Origin of the sequence: Catonella sp., assembly GCF_052169795.1 — a bacterium.
Classification (GTDB): domain Bacteria; phylum Bacillota; class Clostridia; order Lachnospirales; family Lachnospiraceae; genus Catonella.
Window position 1 is genome coordinate 32,285 of sequence record NZ_JBQNBU010000009.1, and the last position, 17,779, is coordinate 50,063.

The 17,779-nt window shown below is 36.3% G+C and carries 17 protein-coding genes; 1 reads left to right on the forward strand and 16 read right to left on the reverse strand.

The features are described from left to right. Window positions 1-54: 54 nt before the first annotated feature. The 13 genes from ACTTKP_RS02590 to ACTTKP_RS02650 form a co-directional block, all read right to left on the reverse strand. Window positions 55-882 carry a MotE family protein gene (locus tag ACTTKP_RS02590; RefSeq protein WP_442552339.1) on the reverse strand — a complete coding sequence of 276 codons (828 nt, stop codon included), beginning with the start codon at window positions 880-882 and terminating at the stop codon, window positions 55-57. Window positions 883-890: 8 nt separating this feature from the next. After that, window positions 891-1,352: a flagellar export protein FliJ gene (gene fliJ / locus ACTTKP_RS02595; protein WP_442552340.1), complete on the reverse strand. Its 462-nt coding sequence runs from the start codon at window positions 1,350-1,352 to the stop codon at window positions 891-893. An 18-nt stretch (window positions 1,353-1,370) separates the two neighbouring features. Beyond that, window positions 1,371-2,687 (reverse strand): flagellar protein export ATPase FliI, encoded by a 1,317-nt coding sequence (fliI, locus tag ACTTKP_RS02600; RefSeq protein WP_442552341.1) that lies wholly within the window; start codon window positions 2,685-2,687, stop codon window positions 1,371-1,373. 26 nt (window positions 2,688-2,713) lie between these two features. Next, window positions 2,714-3,529 (reverse strand): FliH/SctL family protein, encoded by an 816-nt coding sequence (locus ACTTKP_RS02605; RefSeq protein WP_442552342.1) that lies wholly within the window; start codon window positions 3,527-3,529, stop codon window positions 2,714-2,716. Further along, entirely contained in the window at window positions 3,522-4,535 is a 1,014-nt protein-coding gene (gene fliG, locus ACTTKP_RS02610; protein ID WP_442552343.1) for a flagellar motor switch protein FliG, read from the reverse strand. Before fliG ends, ACTTKP_RS02605 begins: the two co-directional genes overlap by 8 nt. A gap of 3 nt (window positions 4,536-4,538) precedes the next feature. Next, entirely contained in the window at window positions 4,539-6,149 is a 1,611-nt protein-coding gene (locus ACTTKP_RS02615) for a flagellar M-ring protein FliF C-terminal domain-containing protein (RefSeq protein ID WP_442552344.1), read from the reverse strand. A 34-nt stretch (window positions 6,150-6,183) separates the two neighbouring features. Then, window positions 6,184-6,510 (reverse strand): flagellar hook-basal body complex protein FliE, encoded by a 327-nt coding sequence (locus tag ACTTKP_RS02620; RefSeq protein ID WP_442552346.1) that lies wholly within the window; start codon window positions 6,508-6,510, stop codon window positions 6,184-6,186. Between the two features lie 46 nt (window positions 6,511-6,556). After that, the gene (gene flgC, locus ACTTKP_RS02625; protein WP_442552347.1) at window positions 6,557-7,000 is read right to left on the reverse strand and encodes a flagellar basal body rod protein FlgC; all 444 of its coding nucleotides are present in this window, start codon (window positions 6,998-7,000) and stop codon (window positions 6,557-6,559) included. 32 nt (window positions 7,001-7,032) lie between these two features. Beyond that, window positions 7,033-7,425 (reverse strand): flagellar basal body rod protein FlgB, encoded by a 393-nt coding sequence (gene flgB, locus ACTTKP_RS02630; RefSeq protein ID WP_442552348.1) that lies wholly within the window; start codon window positions 7,423-7,425, stop codon window positions 7,033-7,035. A gap of 298 nt (window positions 7,426-7,723) precedes the next feature. After that, window positions 7,724-8,497, reverse strand: a complete 774-nt coding sequence (gene codY, locus ACTTKP_RS02635; RefSeq protein ID WP_442552349.1) for a GTP-sensing pleiotropic transcriptional regulator CodY — start codon at window positions 8,495-8,497, stop codon at window positions 7,724-7,726. Between the two features lie 155 nt (window positions 8,498-8,652). Further along, the gene (topA, locus tag ACTTKP_RS02640) at window positions 8,653-10,734 is read right to left on the reverse strand and encodes a type I DNA topoisomerase (RefSeq protein WP_442552350.1); all 2,082 of its coding nucleotides are present in this window, start codon (window positions 10,732-10,734) and stop codon (window positions 8,653-8,655) included. A gap of 28 nt (window positions 10,735-10,762) precedes the next feature. After that, the gene (gene dprA, locus ACTTKP_RS02645; RefSeq protein ID WP_442552351.1) at window positions 10,763-11,863 is read right to left on the reverse strand and encodes a DNA-processing protein DprA; all 1,101 of its coding nucleotides are present in this window, start codon (window positions 11,861-11,863) and stop codon (window positions 10,763-10,765) included. Next, complete coding sequence (locus tag ACTTKP_RS02650) at window positions 11,860-13,389, reverse strand: YifB family Mg chelatase-like AAA ATPase (protein WP_442552352.1); 1,530 nt, start codon at window positions 13,387-13,389, stop codon at window positions 11,860-11,862. The genes dprA and ACTTKP_RS02650 overlap by 4 nt, the downstream gene beginning before the upstream one ends. Window positions 13,390-13,555: 166 nt before the next feature. Here ACTTKP_RS02650 and ACTTKP_RS02655 point away from each other — a divergent pair, with 166 nt between their 5' ends. After that, entirely contained in the window at window positions 13,556-14,830 is a 1,275-nt protein-coding gene (locus tag ACTTKP_RS02655) for an SLC13 family permease (protein WP_442552353.1), read from the forward strand. 263 nt (window positions 14,831-15,093) lie between these two features. Here ACTTKP_RS02655 and ACTTKP_RS02660 read toward each other — a convergent pair whose 3' ends face one another. The 3 genes from ACTTKP_RS02660 to ACTTKP_RS02670 are packed head-to-tail and all read right to left on the reverse strand — an operon-like array spanning window position 15,094 to window position 17,613. Beyond that, a complete protein-coding gene (locus ACTTKP_RS02660; RefSeq protein WP_442552354.1) occupies window positions 15,094-15,858 on the reverse strand; it encodes an ABC-2 family transporter protein in 765 nt (254 codons plus the stop codon). Between the two features lies 1 nt (window position 15,859). Continuing rightward, complete coding sequence (locus ACTTKP_RS02665) at window positions 15,860-16,651, reverse strand: ABC transporter permease (protein WP_442552355.1); 792 nt, start codon at window positions 16,649-16,651, stop codon at window positions 15,860-15,862. Next, complete coding sequence (locus ACTTKP_RS02670) at window positions 16,648-17,613, reverse strand: ABC transporter ATP-binding protein (protein ID WP_442552356.1); 966 nt, start codon at window positions 17,611-17,613, stop codon at window positions 16,648-16,650. The genes ACTTKP_RS02665 and ACTTKP_RS02670 overlap by 4 nt, the downstream gene beginning before the upstream one ends. Window positions 17,614-17,779 lie beyond the last annotated feature (166 nt).

A 17,779-nucleotide genomic window follows, 5' to 3' on the forward strand; every position in this document is an offset into this window, starting at 1 on the left:
AGTGTAAGATACACTTCATATATATTATCGGATAAAAGAGGGAGAAAATCAACCCTATTTTCCTTGTAGTAATGAAATTTTTTTTGTTACCTTCGCTGCCATATTAGTATCCATTTTAGCTAAAATAGCTCCTGCCTCTTTAGTTTTCATATGCAGTAAAATCTTAGATACTAAATCTAGGTCTCCACCCATTCCATTTAGAATCTTAGCCGCTTCTTCAGGTTTCATACTCTTATACATCTCTGCCTGCTCTATTAATTTTCTTTCAATTTCCTGCTGCTCTACTACCTGCCTGTAAATTTCAGCTGCATTATCAGGACTGATTGTTTCATAATATTTCTTATACTCTTCTATGTCCGGAGCTTTATTATTAAAAACTACCTCTTTATCAAATTTATCCTTTTCAGCCTGAAATTGCAACTGGTTTTCTTCAAAAGTCTTAAGCCTTGCTACCTCTGCCTCAAGCTGTGCAAGATAATTTGCATCACCTTTTCTACTTACATTAGCAGCTGCAAGTGCAGATTCAAGTTCTTTTATTCTAGCCATAGCCTCAGGAAGATTCTTATATGGATAATTATTTTCCTCTGCCGCCTGCTCATCAGGTATAGCGGGTAATATTTCATTAATTCCCGGTATGTCCTTAAGAATAGGTCTAAGCACTGTAGAACCAAATTCACCTACATCATACTTAATAAGAAATGCGAATATTCCGAGCCATATTGCAACTATAAAAAGCACAATTATAAGTGTAAGTATCTTACTTAATATACCCTCTTTCTCTTCGCCCTTTTCTCCGTCTTTTTTCTTCTTATTTTTCTTACCAGCCGGCTGACTATCTTCCACTGTCTCTTCTAAGTTGTCTAAGTCATTCATCTCATCCATATCAGCCCCTACCTCCACTCTTCTTCATTTCTACTTGTTCCATATTTATAAGCTACCAGCTCATCCACCAGCTTAGCTTCTTCAGCATTCATTTCTTTTATGAACTTACCAAAGGCCTTTTCTTTAAGCTTTTCTTGAATTTTTCTTTCTTTCATAGCCTCAACCATCTTGTCCTGTTCAATTTTCACCTTACCCTCAGCCTTTTTAACTTCAATCTTTTGTAACCCTATAAAATAATCCATACTTTCATAAGCTAAGGCACCCCTTTTTATTGCATTAACATCCAGCTTATCCTTATAAGATGCCCTAAGCTTATTCTCATAATCCTGTTTTCTTAAATACAGACCATTCAACCTGTCTTCTTCATCATTAAGGTTTATCCTTGCCGTAGCTAAAGCCATTTTCTGCTGTTCTTCAAGTTTACTTTTCAAATCAAGAATATTTTGCATCCCATACTTAAATTTTGCCATATTTCACCTTATTCAACACTATTCAGTCTCTGCAAATATTGACCGTAATCCTTCAATTTCATCACCCAGCAAAAATTTTTCATCCGTACTCTGCATTAAAAAAGCATTAACTTCTTTAATCTTACTTATCGCAAAATCAATATCAGCATTAGCCCCCGCTTTATATGCCCCTATATTTATAAGATCCTCAGCTCCATTATAAGTAGCAAGCACATTTTTCATAATACCCGCCAACTTCTTATGTTCACTCGTTACTATGGATGACATACACCTTGAAATACTCTGCAAAACATCAATGGCAGGATAATGATTTTTCTGAGCCAAGGCTCTTGAAAGGATGAAATGACCATCAAGTATACCTCTTGCAGTATCTGCTATAGGCTCGTTCATATCATCTCCATCAACAAGTACTGTGTATAAACCTGTAATAGATCCTCTCTCTGCATTACCTGCCCTCTCCAAAAGTTTTGGCATTTCAGAATATACACTTGGCGGATATCCCCTTGTAACCGGCGGTTCTCCACTTGCAAGACCTATCTCACGCTGTGCCATAGAAAATCTTGTAAGGGAATCCATCATTAAAAGTACATCCTCACCCTTATCTCTAAAAAATTCAGCTATTGCTGTAGCTGTTTTAGCAGCCTTTTTCCTTACAAGAGCCGGCTGATCCGAAGTGGCAACTACTACTACTGAACGCTTCATTCCTTCCACACCTAAGTCACGCTCTATGAATTCTCTTACCTCTCTGCCTCGCTCTCCTATGAGAGCTATTACATTTATGTCAGCCTGAGTATTTCTTGCAAACATTCCCATAAGGGTACTCTTGCCTACACCGGAACCTGCAAATATACCTACTCTCTGACCCTTTCCTATGGTTAAGAGGGAATCTACAGCCTTAACGCCAAGCGGCAGTATATCTTCTATCATCTGCCTTGAAAGCGGATCCGGCGGCATAGCTTCTACCGAATAACTGTCTTCTTTTTCAAAATCAAGTCTTCCATCTATAGGACGCCCCAAGCCATCTACAGTCATTCCAAGCATTCCGTAGCCTACATCAACATGAAAGGGAGCTCCTGTGCTTTCAACAAGACTCCCTACTCCTACACCTTCTACATCTCCATAGGGCATAAGCAGAATACGATTGTCACGAAATCCGACAACTTCTGCATAAGTTCCCTTATTCTTTTTATTATTAGAATAAATTATACATAAATCATTTATATTAGCATTCGGTCCAAGCGACTCAATCGTGAGTCCTATAAGCTTTGTGACCTTGCCGTATTTTTTTTCTAAAGGCTGTTCTAAAAGGGAATAATACTTATTTATGTCTAACAATACTATACCCTCCTATCATGATTATATTATTTTTTACTTCCTGCCAATAGCATTATAGAATTAACCAAGGTTGTGAGCCTTGTATCAAGTCCGGTGTCTATTACACAGGAGTCAGTCTCTATTTTACAGCTGTTAAGCGGCAGTACATGATCTGCAATTATTTCAATATTTGCATGATTTCCAACAATTTCCCTAATATAACCCTCTCTGGAACTTACATAGTCAAACTGTTCTTTAGGAACATGAATTGTATAACTGTGGCTTATCTCTGCATTATTTATAGCCGATACGAGCATATTATATATTACTGATTCATACTCTTTTGCAACTATCCCCGTCAGCCTTTCAACATAGTCAATTACCAAACCTGCAAAAAGAGGTTCTAATCTTTCTTTTTCAAGTTCAAATTCTTCCCTAAGCCTTTTTCTTTCCTCTTCAAGTTCTCTGTACTTAATATCAAATTCAGCCTGAGCCTTCTCACTGCCTTCCTTATATCCGGCTTCTATAGCCGCCTCTCTTAGGCTTCGTTCCTTTATTTTTGCCTCTTTTATTGCCTGACTCATTACCTGCTGTCTCATTTCCTCAGCTTCTGACAGAATTTCATCTGCACGCCTTCTTGCCTCTTCCTCAATCTCTTCCGGAGTAAGCTTTGGAGGTTCTTTAACCACAAGTTCAGGAACAATTTCTCCTAAAAGCTCCATTCGTTCTTCTGCTTCCCTTGCAGCCTTTTCCTCCTGTGCCTTAATAAGCGAAGCAAAGTAAGAATCCGCTCTGGAATTAGAATCTATTACAAAACCGTCGGTCTCTCCTCTGGCTCTTGAACTTTTAATAATATTAGACAATTATCTCGTCTCCTCCACCTCGTGAAATAATGATTTCTCCTGAATCTTCCAGCTTTCTAATAATATTAACAATCTTCTGCTGTGCCTCTTCAACATCCTTAACACGCACAGGTCCCATAAATTCCATTTCTTCCTTTATCATAGAAGCAAGACGCTTTGAAAGGTTTGTAAATATAGCTGTCTGTACCTCTTCGCTGACATTCTTGAGAGAAATAGAGAGGTCATTGTTATCAACATCACGAAGTACACGCTGGATAGACTTATTGTCAAGCAGCAGAATATCTTCGAATACAAACATCTTTCTGCGAATCTGATCTGCAAGCTCAGGTTCTTCAATTTCAAGAGTCTCCATAATATGTTTCTCTGTACCACGATCAACAGTATTAAGAATTTCTACAATACTGTCTACACCACCAACAATAGTATAATCCTGATTTACAAGAGAATTCAATTTCTTTTCAAGCACATCTTCCACTTCCTTTATAACATCAGGTGAAGTTCTGTCCATAGTTGCTATACGCCTTGCAACATCAGGCTGTTTTTCAGGCGGTAATGAAGATACTACTGCCGCCGCCTGTGAAGTAGGCAGGTATGAAAGAATAAGGGCAATAGTCTGCGGATGCTCATCCTGAATAAAGCTTAAAAGCTGTGAAGCATCTGCCTTTCTTACAAATTCAAACGGTCTTACCTGTAAGCTTGCTGTCAGCTTGCCAATAACAGACTGTGCCTTATCCGGTCCAAGTGCCTTTTCAAGAAGGTCTCTCGCATAATTAATACCACCTTCAGAAATATACTGCTGTGCAAGACAGATTTCATAGAATTCATCTAATACCGCATCCTTTATTTCCGGTGAAACACTCCTTGTATTTGCAATTTCAAGGGTAAGTTCTTCTATCTCATCATCCTTAAGATACCTAAAGACTGATGAAGATTTTTCCGGTCCGAGTGCAATCATAAGAATTGCACCCTTCTCCACTCCTGTGTATTCTGCATAAGTCTTAGACATTATTTACCCCCATTCATCACTCAGCCAGTTACGAAGAAGCTGAGCTGTAGCTTCCGGATTTTCATCCACAAATTTCTCTATCATCTTCCTTGTCTCAGACTTATCTGAGAATTCAATATCATCAAGTGACTGATTTTCTTTAGTTGTAGCTAACAGCTGTTCCACTGAAAGCTCCGGTTCCAGTTCGACAACTTCAACCGGTGCAAGACCTCTAAACACTACAAATATAAGTAATGCAACAATGAGGACAGCGAGCACAATCATAAGAATATTTGTAAATGTGAAGAATCCTCCCGCCTCATCAGGTTGGAACAGAGGTACCTGCCAAGCAAGCACCTGAATATTTGCCTCCGGAACTCCGGTAGCCCTCGAAACAAGGGTTATCACATTCGCAGGTACAGTAAGCTCCTTTGCTTCCTGATTGGCAAACATAAATTCGTCAAAAGTTGTTCCTTCAAGCTTGCCATTTTTCTTCATTTCTGACTCATTATAGTTGATATAAGATATTAAAGTAATAGCAATTGATGATTCATTAGGCTTAATCGCTCCCATAGCAGCCTCTGTATTAGTTACCTTCTTATTAGGTAAATAATCATTTTCCTTTATGGAAACATTTCCTTGATTATTCCCTCCTGACTGAACCATATAGTCAGTTTCACTATTGGAGTCAGTACCCGGTATTCCACCATTTCCATTTGAATTCTGAGCCTCATAGTTATAGTCATGTGACTTCAAACCCTGCTCAGCTCCCTCAGGCGGAGTATATTCTGTATATACCGAACTAATTTTATTCATATCAAATATAAAATTAGCTGCTACCTTTGCATCGTCATAGGCAGGAAGTCCTACAAGAATTTTATAAATTTCCTCTTTCTTAACTCCGGTTACATTTTTCTCATAATCACTTATGGAATTAATTCCACCGCTAAATATATCATTGTCAGCACCATTGAACAAAAGATTTCCATTCTGGTCCGCAATTGTAATAGCTTTTGTACTATCGTTTCCTACTGCTCCTGCAAGTATATTTGCTATAGTTTTTGCATTATCCTGTTTAAAATTACTTGTTACAGTTAAAATTACACTCACCGATGTATCTTTAGTTTCCGCAAAAAGAGTATTCCCTATAGTCGGCGAAGTAATTGAAACTACAGCATCTTCAATATTATCCATCTTTAACAGAACCTGCTTTAACCAGTCCTGTTTATATAGGTTCGCCTTTAACTTCTTCTCACTCTCTGTGGTAGAAAACCCATTGTCAAAAAGCTGATCTAAAGACATTCCAATCGAAGGAATATCATTCTTAGCCAAGACAAGCAAGGCGTTCGAATAATCTTTTTGGTCTACAGATATAGTAAGTGCATCATCAGACAACTCATAATCAATTCTGTTATCTTCCAACAGATCTTTTATTTTAGCTGCATCTGAAGCTTTTTCTGCTCTCATAAGTGTTGTCATAACCGGTCTTGTTACAAAATAAGACACCAGTATAATTGCAAGAAAAACTCCTACTCCAACAGCAAGCATTAGTATCTTTTGTACTGGCGAATATTTATTCCAAAATTCCAAAAAACGGGCAGGAATCTTCCTCAATCTTTCTAAAAGCGTATTCATCTACAATTTTCTCCTCAGCAGTATAAATTTTAAATTAGAACTGCAGATTCATTATTTCCCTGTAAGCTCCCATAACAGCATTCCTAATCGCTACCGTATACTGCAGAGAAATATTTGCTTTCCTCTGTGCTGTCATAAGGTCAGCTATATTGTCAGAATTACCAAGTGCAAATTTCATTTCTTCCTGCTCTGCTGCATTCGTAAGATCATTGGTCTGTTTAACCATATCAAGGGCGGATTTAAATATATTTTCAAATCCTTCACTTCCACTACCCTGAACTAAGCCTGCCTGTGAATTTTTTGTATTAATTCCATTAATATGTTTCAGTGGGACTAAACTACCTATTGCAGCAATATCCATTATTCTCATCTCCAAAATAATATTATTAAACCATTACCGGTCTGTTCTACTGTGCTCCACCCATTTCAAGAGCTTTCATAATCATGCTCTTAGTAGCATTAAAAGCAGTTACATTTGCCTCATAAGACCTGGTTGCATCTATCATATCAACCATTTCCTGAACAGTATTCACATTTGGATAACTTACATATCCGTCCTCATTCGCATCCGGATGAGACGGGTCATACACCATCCTAATCGGACTTTTAGTGTCATCATAAATGTTAGTTACCTTAACTCCATTTCCAACTCTTCCTGCTGTTCTAAGGAGGATTTGAGAAAATCCTGTTACATCTTTTTCCTGAAATACTACATTCTTTCTCCTATACACCTGTCCATTCTGATCCCTTGTAGTATTTATATTAGCTATATTCTGTGCAATTACATCCTTTCTAAGCTGCTGTGCAGTCATACCTGTAGCACTTATATCCATTGCTCCAAAAACCGACATTTATAATACCTCTCCTTTATTTTTATATTTTTTTAAGTAGCCGATGTTAAAGCCAGCTTAAGTCTGGAAAACTCCTGTGTCATAGAATCTAACAGTGTATAATATCTTATCTGATTTTCTGCAAGATAAGTATTTTCTGTATGAATATCTACATTGTTCCCATCCGCACGATAACTAAGACTTGCATAATCTGTATAAGCCGTACCATCCAGCCTGTTCAAATCAGTATTTGCCACTCTATGCCTGAGGTTTCCCCCTCTAATCAGTTCCATTGCAAGATATGATTCAAACTGAACATCCTTCCTCTTATAGCCCGGAGTATCATTATTGGCAATATTATTTGAAATCATGTTATGTCTAAGCCAGCTCGCATCCGCAGCCTTCCCTAAAACATTAATAAAATTATATGCATCTGATGCAATCATATTACACTCCTATAATCAAATATGGTTACCGACTTCTAAAATTTATAATTATTTCTATCAGTCAATTGTTTTGCAAGGTTAGAATAATTATACTCCAACATATCTATTATAAATATTTTTCTGTAAAATTACAACCTAATTCCAAAATTAGTTTAAAAAAAGTTATAAAAATTAAACTTCCTGCCCTTCAAAATATATTATTATCGGCTGTTTCTTTTAATATTATAAAATACTGCAACAAAAAAGTACAAAGAAACTCAGTTTTAAACCAAATCCCTTTGCACCCACAAATGCTCCATCATTTGTTGTTTACTTTAGTCAATTCATCAAATACCACATCATTAAGCACTTTAATATAAGTACCTTTCATTCCCGAGGATCTTGATTCAATAACTCCTGCACTCTCAAACTTTCTTAAAGCATTTACAATAACAGATCTTGTAATCCCAACTCTGTCAGCTACCTTACTGGCAACCAACACTCCTTCATTTCCGTTCAGTTCACCCAAAATATGGGTAATGGCCTCAAGTTCCGAGAATGATAAGGTATTTACTGCGGATTTAACAATCTGAATTTTTCTGCTCTCCTCAGCATTCTCTTCATTTACTGACCTCATTATCTCAAGTCCTACTACAGTTGTGCCATACTCAGATAAAATAATATCATCAATATTGTATGTTTCATTTTTCTTATAGATAAACAAAGTTCCAAATCTGTCACTGGCTATATCTATCGGTATGATAATAGCCTGATACTCACTTACTCCTTCAAATTCAAAGCCTAAGGTTGTAAGATTAACATTTTCTTTGGTAGATAGGATACTGAGCAGTCTCTCATTCAGGTTACTATCTATATAACATCCGACATCATCCTGAATCAGCTCTCTTATCGCCGGTATGTCCTCTCTGTTCTTTATCCCTAAAACTTTTCCTTTTCTGCTAAGCACTATAATATTGGAGTCTAATATTTCGCTCAGCACTCCGCAGATATCGTTGAAGACCACCATGTGAGAATCGTTGTTGTGCAGTAACTTATTGATTTTTCTTGTTTTATCCAATAACTGAACACTCATTCCTAGCCCCTCCTGATGTTCTCTAATAAAAGAGATAAATTTAAGTTGTATAAAGATTGTACCACATAATTGTATTAATAATCAAGATAAATTAATTAATTGCTCAAATTATTAATTTATTTTCTCACGCATCGTGTATTGTTCTTCATTAATTATCATTTATCATTAATTGTTTTGGTTTTTACAACAACTTTTTGGCACTCTTTATTGGCACATAAGAGCTTACCGCCCTTCTCAACGGTATAAGAACCACATACAGGGCATTTTATTTCAGAAGGCTTCTGCCAGCTTATAAATTCACACTCAGGGCTTTTTTCGCATGAATAAAAAGGACGACCTTTTTTTGTTTTTCTTATAACAACTTCCGAACCGCAATTCGGACAGGATATTCCAACCTTCTCTAAATAAGGCTTGGTAAACTTACATTCAGGAAAGCCGGGGCAGGCTAAAAATTTACCATGTGGCCCATATTTAATAACAAGGTTTCTTCCACAGTTTGGGCAAAGTTCTTCAGTAACTTCATCCTGAATCTCAATTTTTTCAAGATTTTCTTCTTCTTTCTTAACCTCTCTCTCAATGTCAGGATAGAAATTCCTCACAATTTCTTTCCAGGCTATATCACCTGTTTCAACTTTATCAAGCAATCCTTCCATTGTTGCTGTAAAATTGGCATCCACTATCTCCGGAAATGCAGCATTCATAATCTTATTTACAACTGTACCTATTTCAGTAATAAAAATAGCTTTATTTTCTTTTGCCACATATCTTCTTGCAAGAATAGTGGTAATAGTCGGAGCATAGGTACTAGGCCTTCCAATCCCCAGTTCTTCTAAAGCTTTAACAAGGGAAGCTTCCGTAAAATGTGCAGGCGGCTGGGTAAAGTGCTGGACTTCATCAAATTTTTCAAACTTAAGCTCAGTTTTCTCATCTATACTCTCAGAAATACTGTCCTCTTCTTTTTCAAAGTCAGCCTCTACATATACCGACATAAATCCGTCAAACTTAAGTTTTGAAGCAGAGGCTGTAAATGTATATTTACCGGCTGCTATTTTTACTGACTTTATATCATAGACAGCAGGCTTCATTCTGCTCGCAACGAACCTCTTCCATATGAGGGCATACAGTCTGAACTGGTCTCTCGAAAGAGAATCTTTTACAGCAACCGGAGACAAGTCCGTATGTGCAGGTCTTATTGCCTCATGTGCATCCTGAATTTTTTTACCCTTATCCTTTGAACCCTGTGCTTCTGCAAGATACTTTTCTCCATATGACTTGCCTATATATTCTCTTACAGCCTTGTCAGCTTCCTCAGAAATTCTGGTTGAATCTGTACGCAGATACGAGATAAGTCCGACAAGTCCCTGTCCTTTAATCGCCACTCCTTCATAGAGCTGCTGTGCTACTCTCATTGTTTTTTGAGTAGAAAAATTAAGGCTTTTTGAAGCTTCCTGCTGCAATGTACTGGTTGTAAAAGGAAGCGGAGCCTTTCTCATTCTCTCTGAATTTTTTATCTCCGTAATTTTATAATCCGCCTTTTTCAGGTTTTTTATAACCTCATCCATTTCTTTTTTGGATGAAATAGTGAGTTTTCCTGTTTCATCTCCATAAAACTTAGCTATTACAGGTTTTTTAATGCCCTTAGCACTAAGATGTGCATCCAGAGTCCAATACTCTTCAGGAATGAAATCATTTATCTTATCTTCCCTGTCACTTATAAGTTTCAGAGCAGCAGACTGTACCCTGCCGGCAGAAAGCCCTCTTTTTACCTTTTTCCAAAGGAGTGGACTTATGCTGTAACCTACCATTCTGTCCAATACTCTTCTAGCCTGCTGTGCATCCACCAAATCCATGTCTATATCTCTTGGTGACTTAATCGCATTTTTTACAGCCGCCTTCGTAATTTCATTAAATGTAATTCTTTTATATTTACCCTCTTCTAACTTCAGTGCACTTACTAAATGCCAGGATATAGCTTCTCCTTCACGGTCCGGGTCAGTTGCGAGATATACTTTATCCGACTTTTTTACAGCCTTTCTAAGTGTAGCAAGCAGCTCTCCCTTGCCTCTTATGGTTATATATTTTGGTTCATAGTCATTCTCGATATCAACTCCCATCTGGCTTTTGGGCAAATCCCTTACATGTCCCATGGAAGCTATTACTTCATAATTTGTACCGAGATATTTTTTGATTGTCTTAGCTTTTGCAGGTGATTCAACTATTACCAAATACTTAGGCATCTTTATCTTCCTCTCTTTAACACTTATCTCATATATACAATGGAACAGCTATGTAATATTCAAAACTTGTCCGTCTTACATATCCCTTAAATTCAAGCCCAAGAAGAACCTTGAAAAGCTCACCTTCATCAAGTCCTGTCTCAGCTAAAATTTCAGAAATATGCTTCGGTATTAAACAGAGGGTAGCATACACTATTTTCTCTCCACTTTCAAGTGTTAAATTTTGAACACATTCCTGTTTTGTGTTCAAAACAGGAAAATCAAAATCTTCCAATATATCATTTACATCATTTACAAGCTTGGCTCCAAACTGTATTAATTTATTGGTACCTCGGCTTAAAGGCTCTTCACTCCTTCCCGGCAGGGCATAAATATTTTTACCTTGTTCAAGCCCCATATCTGCCGTAATAAGACTTCCACTTTTTTCTCTGGCTTCTACAACAAAAACCCCGTCAGAAATTCCGCTGATTATCCTGTTTCTTTGAGGAAAGTTTGCCTTCATCGGCTGTACTCCCATGGGAAATTCTGAAATCACCGCACCTTTGTCTATAATTTTCAGATATAATTCAATATTGTTAAAAGGATAACAAACATCCACGCCACAACCTAAAACCGCATAAGTTCTGCCCTTCTTCCCCTGTAATGCTCCTAAATGTGCCGCAGAGTCAATGCCTAATGCCATTCCGCTCACTATGCTTACTCCATTATCGGAAAGTTCTTCAGACATTTTTCTTGCGTAGTACAATCCTTTTTCAGTTGCATCCCTTGAACCTACTACACTTATTATCTTTTCTTTATTATTTGGCAGTTCCCCTTTATAAAACAACCCTATCGGAGCGGAGCATATATTCCTTAGCTTATCAGGATAAGCCTTATCAAAATAATTAATATACTTAATTCCTTTTTCTAGCATCTTCTCATATTTCTCAATTATTTCCGATTTATCCGATAATGCTTTAAGTCTTAATAAATGTCTTTCCCCCATCCCCTTTATCTTAGTACATTTCCCTTTACTTATAGCCTCATAGGCCTCATACAGGCTGCCATAATTAGCAACCAATATGTCATATTTTATCTTTGCCGTATGCCCTTCAAGCGAGAGCCAGAACATAAGTAATTCTTCTCTCATCCCCAGAACCTCTCAATCATCTCTCTATAATGGATTGCTTCTGCTACCTCAAGTTCGGTCACTTCTCTCTTTTCCCTTGTATCAGCTATTGTTCTTGCAACCTTCAACACTCTATAATATCCTCTGAGGCTCAGATTAATATTTTTATAGGCTTCTTCCAATAGTGTCTTAGTCTTTGAATCTATCTTACAAAACTCATCTGTCATCTTAGAATCCATTTGGGAATTGAAATGAATTTTTTCATTTTTAAATCTTTCTTCCTGAATATCACGGGCATTGCATACTCTTTTTCTAATATCTTTCGAACTCTCTACCTCTTTTTCCTGCTTATTAAAAATACTTTCAAAACTTATTCTTTTAACTTCCGTTACTATGTCGAACCTGTCTATCAACGGTCTGCTCACCCTTGATAGATAATTTTTTATCTGTATATCATTACAATGGCAAAGTTTTCTATCAGGGTAGAATCCACATTTACAAGGGTTCATAGCTGCTGCCAACAAAAAATCTGCCGGATATGTGGCTGTACCGTTTACCCTGCCTATAGTGATTTTCTTCTCTTCAAGAGGCTGCCTTAAAATCTCTATCGTCTGCCTGTTAAACTCAGGAAGTTCATCTAAAAACAGAACTCCATTATGAGCAAGGCTTATCTCCCCCGCCCGTATCTTACTCCCTCCACCTGCAAGGGCAGGAAGTGATATTGAATTATGCGGTGCTCTGAAAGGACGGGTTTCTATAAGTCCCCTCCCCTCATCTAAAAGTCCCGATATGCTATAAATCTTGGTAACTTCCAGACTTTCTTCCCTCGACATGGGAGGCATAACAGACGGAATACGGCTTGCCAGCATACTTTTACCTGAGCCTGCCTGACCTATCATAAGAATATTATGCATGCCGCTCACTGCTATTTCCAATGCCCTTTTTATTCCATCTTGTCCATGTACTTCTGAAAAATCGGGCAGTTTTTTATCTTGCTCAATATATTCAGCCTCCTCTAAAAACATTCCTCGCTCCGCCTTCTTCTGTACTAATTCTAAAACTTCCAAAAGACTTGAAGCACCTATAATCTCAATTCCGTCTACCAACTTAGCCTCCCTATAATTAGGATTTGGAAGGATGAATCGTTTAAGTCCGGCTTCCTTTGCTGCACAGACCATGGGCAATACACCATTTACAGATTTTACCTCCCCATTTAAGCTGAGTTCACCTGCAAAAGCAGTTTCCATAAGGTAGTCTTGGTCAAGAGCCAGGCTGGCTGCAAGCACCGATACTGCAACTGCAAGATCAAATGAAGTTCCATCTTTTTTAATATCTGCGGGGGACATATTTACAAGAATTCTCTTAGGTTCTAAACAAAAACCTGAGTTAAGAATAGCTGCTCTTACTCTCTCTCCTGATTCTCTTACTTGCGTAGAAAGAAAACCCACCATGTTAAAGGAAGGCAGTCCATTTCTGATATCCGCTTCTACACTGGTAATAATTCCGTTGATACCGGATAAAGCAACACTTTTTACACTAGAAAACATAATTAAATCTTTTTAGTAAAATTAAGAAATAGTCATACTAATTATAATATCTTTAGCTTAAATTGTAAACAATTAACTGAAATTTTTTTCATTAAATATATTGCAAGTCCAACTCCTCATAGTGTATGATACTTAAATATTATTAAATTTTTATAAAGGAGTAAAAATGTTAAAGACAATAGCAATCATTCTTTTCGTGCTTATGTATGCTCTTATGGTTTTCCTACCCGCAAAGTGGAGGGCTTTCATAGCCTGTGGTACTGCTGCCATATTTTTAGCTATAGGCATACTGCCAATAGGAGAATTTCTCCATGTCATAGACTGGAATATTCTGCTTATGATTTTTGGTACGGTTATAATCGTAGATTATTTTATTCAGTCTAAAATGCCTAATCTAATTGCGGATCACATACTTAATCTTTCTCCAAATGTAATGTGGACTACCATTTTTATGTCTCTTTTTTCGGGTATAATTTCAGCTTTTATAGACAATGTGGCTACAGTATATATGGTTGCTCCGGTTGCTCTTGCAATTTGTAAGAAACTTAAGATTTCTCCCGTTGCTATGATAATTTCCATAGCTGTTTCTTCTAATTTACAGGGTGCTGCTACTCTTGTAGGCGATACCACTTCTATTATGCTTGCCGGTGCTGCAAAAATGGATTTTATGCACTTTTTCTTTATGAATGGAAAGCCGGGTATCTTCTTCGCAGTCGAACTTGGAGCACTATGTACCATACCTATCATGATGATTTTATTCCGTAAGGATAAAATGTCCGTGTCTTCAAATGAACATACGGATGTTAAAGACCTTATTCCTACTATAGCTATGGTCGGTCATATAGTCTTCCTTGTAGCCGCATCATTTATACCGGAAAAGCCTGAAATAACAAACGGTGTTATCTGTATGGTCTGGGGTATTGTCTGTGTGGTTTGGGAATATTTTGCCACTAAAGATAAAGAAACTATGATAGAAAACATTAAAAATGTTGATTATGCCACAATGGCTCTCTTAGCAGGGCTTTTTGCTGTAATAGGAGGCATTCAGGAGCAGGGGATAATTAAGGATCTTGCAGCCATTATAACCCATATCGGAGGCGGTAACCTCTTCCTGCTCTTTACTATTATAGTATGGGGATCGGTACTCATATCCGCTTTTGTAGATAATATCCCTTATGTAGCTACCATGCTGCCTGTAATTGCAAGTGTTTCAAATGAAATGGGAACCAAACCTTATCTGCTTTTCTTTGGTCTGCTTGTAGGTGCTACTCTTGGAGGTAATATTACTCCTATAGGTGCTTCTGCAAATATTGCAGGTATTGGACTTCTTCGCAAGGAGGGCTATGAGGTTTCATTTAAAGATTTTATGAAGATAGGTGTTCCATTTACCCTTGCTGCTGTTATGGCAGGATATCTGTTTATATGGTTTGTGTGGAGATAAAACAACCGGTCTTCCAAAATTATGTAAATAGCTTAAAAGTATAGAGCTGAATGATAGTATTTCCAGACTCGCTCCGGTTTTTCTACGAAAAACCTAATGCGCTCGCTTAGGAATATATCATTCAGCTCTATTTATATACTATTATAGTTTTTTATTCTATCTCCATTTCAATTTTAACTATTTGCAGATTTTTATCCATTTGTTTTATCCGAAAAAAAGTTAGGTATGAGCTGTTTATCTTATTTCCAAATTATCTCTTCTTTTTAAGAACCTGTACTTTCATACAGCCTAAAAGCTTTTTCAAACATATACACAGAAATAATCAAAAATACACCTGAGACCGCTATGCCCAACGCAAATATCCAAGCTATATTTTTTATCTGAATAATCGGAAAATAACTGATAAAGCCAACAGGAATTATAACAGTAAATATAAATCTTATCACCGGATTATACACAGTTAGGGGATATTTGCACATATCAACCAATGAAAACAGAAATTTAATAGGCATAAGTGTATCCTTATATCTAAAACCTAAAATATTAATTAAAAGGCAAAGAGAGAATATTATCATCACTCCCGGAAATACTGATAAAAACAGCATTATACTTGTAAATAAACCACAGTTAAGCCTAATAATAGATATAATAAAAACCACAAGGTTTACTGTTACATTTGGAAATTCTTTTATGTCTATATTTTCAAAGATTATATAAACCAACTTATTTACCGGCTTCAAAAGCACCATATCAAGTTCCGCATCTCTTATATATATACCTGTAAAGCTGATAATTCCCGGCAAAATCATCCACGATACAGCCTGTATAAATACTATAAAAAAATACAGGTAAGCTGCTTTCTCACTTTCAAGACCTCCCACAAGGCTAAAATTACTTAATATAAATTCAATCAAAAATATGCTTATTACTGCTTTAATTATGCAGGAAATAAGTCCTAAGTAAAAATCTTTTTTATACATTTTTAGCATAGACAGCTTTGTAAAAAATAATTTTATATAAATTCCCATCTCAGCCTCCGAAAATATCTAACTTTGAAATTGCCCTCTTGTATATAATTTTTGTGACTATACTAAGTAAAATAAACCACAATATTTGAACAAGAAGTTCATAAATATCCGTCTTTCCTGTAAGCCAGACTGAAATCGGAAAATCTACAACATACCTGAACGGAAGTATCTTTGTAATCATTATCAGCCATTCCGGCATAAATTTAATCGGAAGCAAGGCTCCTGACAAAAATAAATTTACAAGATCAAAGGTCAGAAATATTCCCCAGATATTAGTTGTCACAAAGCTTACAAGCCCCACAAGATAAAAAAGGTTAAAGGCAATGCCATAGCTTAAAATTAAAACTAATATAAATAACAAAATATTTCCGCAAGGTACTAAAGAAGTACTGAACAATGCAATAAATATTATCGGCAAGCCCATAAATATCAGGGTAAATATCACATCTCCGAAAGCATATAACAGATAATATGTCCTAAAGCCAAGCGGTTTTAGGAAGACATTGATAATTTCTCCTCTTTTTACTCCCCAGCCTATTTCCATAGCAATCCATCTCGGAATAATGCTCTGAATCAGAAATGACACAACAAAATAGGTAAGAATTGTTCCTCCTGTAAAGCCGTTATATTCACGTTTCCCACTATACAAAGAACTCCACAGGTAATAATAGCTTATAAACTGGGTTATCCCGGTAAGAGCATAGAAAAACAGCTTTATTTTGTAGGCTGAGCTTGCTTTTATGGAAATAGCCATAACTGACAGGTATTTTTCTAACTTAACTAACAGGCTCATTTATATATTCCCCTTATTATATCCTCCAAACTGTCACTGTTTATCGTGAAATCTGTAGGTTTTATTCCTTCATTTTTTAATTCTTCCATAATTTCAAAAATATTTATTTTTTCTTCATTAAATGAAAAATTTATAGAAATTTCTCCCCTGTCAGCTTTGAAATCCATAAATTTATTTGCCCATTTCTGTTCAGATAAATAAATTATTTTGTCTAAATCAGTTTTATTTCCTAATAAAAGCCTTACATTCTTTGTACCGCCATAGAGCTTTCTAAAGTCCTTTAATGGTAAATCGTGAAGAATATTTCCCTTTTCAAGAATGATAATTCTTTCACATACATCTTCTATATCTTTCATGTCATGTGAAGTAAACAGCATAGTTGTATTAAACTCTCTGTTTACTTCATTTAAGAGTTTTTTGATTTCATTTTTAACTATAAGGTCTAAGCCTATGGTTGCTTCATCTAAGAATAAAATTTTAGGGGAATGTAACAGAGATAAGGCTATATTACATTTCATCTTCTGACCTAGCGAAAGTTCTAATACCCTCTTTTTCATAAGTGGAACAATATCCGTATATTCATTAATAAAATCCATTCTGTCATTGTAAGTCTTACCTGAGAGTTTATACAGGCTTTTATTAAATATGAAAGAATCTTCCACTTTCAAATCCCACAACAACTGATTTCTCTGTCCAAAAATTACTCCAATATGCTCCACATAGTTTTTTCTTTCTTCAAAGGGATTGAAACCAAGCACACTTATCTCTCCTCCGGTAGGTTTAATAAGTCCTGTAAGCATTTTTATAGTAGTAGATTTGCCTGCTCCGTTAAGTCCTACATAACCGACTTTTTCACCTTCTGTTATGCTTAAATCTATGCCCTTTATTACTTTTACGGTCTCTTTCCCTGTTTTTACAAAATATTCTTTTGTAAGATTTTTTACTGTTAAAATTTCTTTCATAAGTTTTCCTTTATTATTTTTTACTTTCACCAAGTATATCAACCATTTCACCGGGTGTCACAATAAAATCTTTAATTGGGTAATGTTTCTGATTTCCGGTAACTAAATATGAGTTATCATCCCGCTTTTCCATAGCCACCTCATAAAATATTAAATCATCCATATC

Coding starts and splice junctions, on each gene's coding strand:
- fliG (WP_442552343.1), bottom strand. CDS start 4,535: ATGTCTAAGACTTATGCAGAATACACAGGAGTGGAGAAGGGTGCAATT.
- dprA (WP_442552351.1), bottom strand. CDS start 11,863: ATGAGAGAAGAATTACTTATGTTCTGGCTCTCGCTTGAAGGGCATACG.
- ACTTKP_RS02650 (WP_442552352.1), bottom strand. CDS start 13,389: ATGTTTTCTAGTGTAAAAAGTGTTGCTTTATCCGGTATCAACGGAATT.
- topA (WP_442552350.1), bottom strand. CDS start 10,734: ATGCCTAAGTATTTGGTAATAGTTGAATCACCTGCAAAAGCTAAGACA.
- flgB (WP_442552348.1), bottom strand. CDS start 7,425: ATGATTGCATCAGATGCATATAATTTTATTAATGTTTTAGGGAAGGCT.
- ACTTKP_RS02620 (WP_442552346.1), bottom strand. CDS start 6,510: ATGGATATTGCTGCAATAGGTAGTTTAGTCCCACTGAAACATATTAAT.
- ACTTKP_RS02615 (WP_442552344.1), bottom strand. CDS start 6,149: ATGAATACGCTTTTAGAAAGATTGAGGAAGATTCCTGCCCGTTTTTTG.
- fliJ (WP_442552340.1), bottom strand. CDS start 1,352: ATGGCAAAATTTAAGTATGGGATGCAAAATATTCTTGATTTGAAAAGT.
- ACTTKP_RS02670 (WP_442552356.1), bottom strand. CDS start 17,613: ATGAAAGAAATTTTAACAGTAAAAAATCTTACAAAAGAATATTTTGTA.
- ACTTKP_RS02655 (WP_442552353.1), top strand. CDS start 13,556: ATGTTAAAGACAATAGCAATCATTCTTTTCGTGCTTATGTATGCTCTT.
- ACTTKP_RS02665 (WP_442552355.1), bottom strand. CDS start 16,651: ATGAGCCTGTTAGTTAAGTTAGAAAAATACCTGTCAGTTATGGCTATT.
- ACTTKP_RS02660 (WP_442552354.1), bottom strand. CDS start 15,858: ATGGGAATTTATATAAAATTATTTTTTACAAAGCTGTCTATGCTAAAA.
- flgC (WP_442552347.1), bottom strand. CDS start 7,000: ATGTCGGTTTTTGGAGCAATGGATATAAGTGCTACAGGTATGACTGCA.
- codY (WP_442552349.1), bottom strand. CDS start 8,497: ATGAGTGTTCAGTTATTGGATAAAACAAGAAAAATCAATAAGTTACTG.
- ACTTKP_RS02590 (WP_442552339.1), bottom strand. CDS start 882: ATGGATGAGATGAATGACTTAGACAACTTAGAAGAGACAGTGGAAGAT.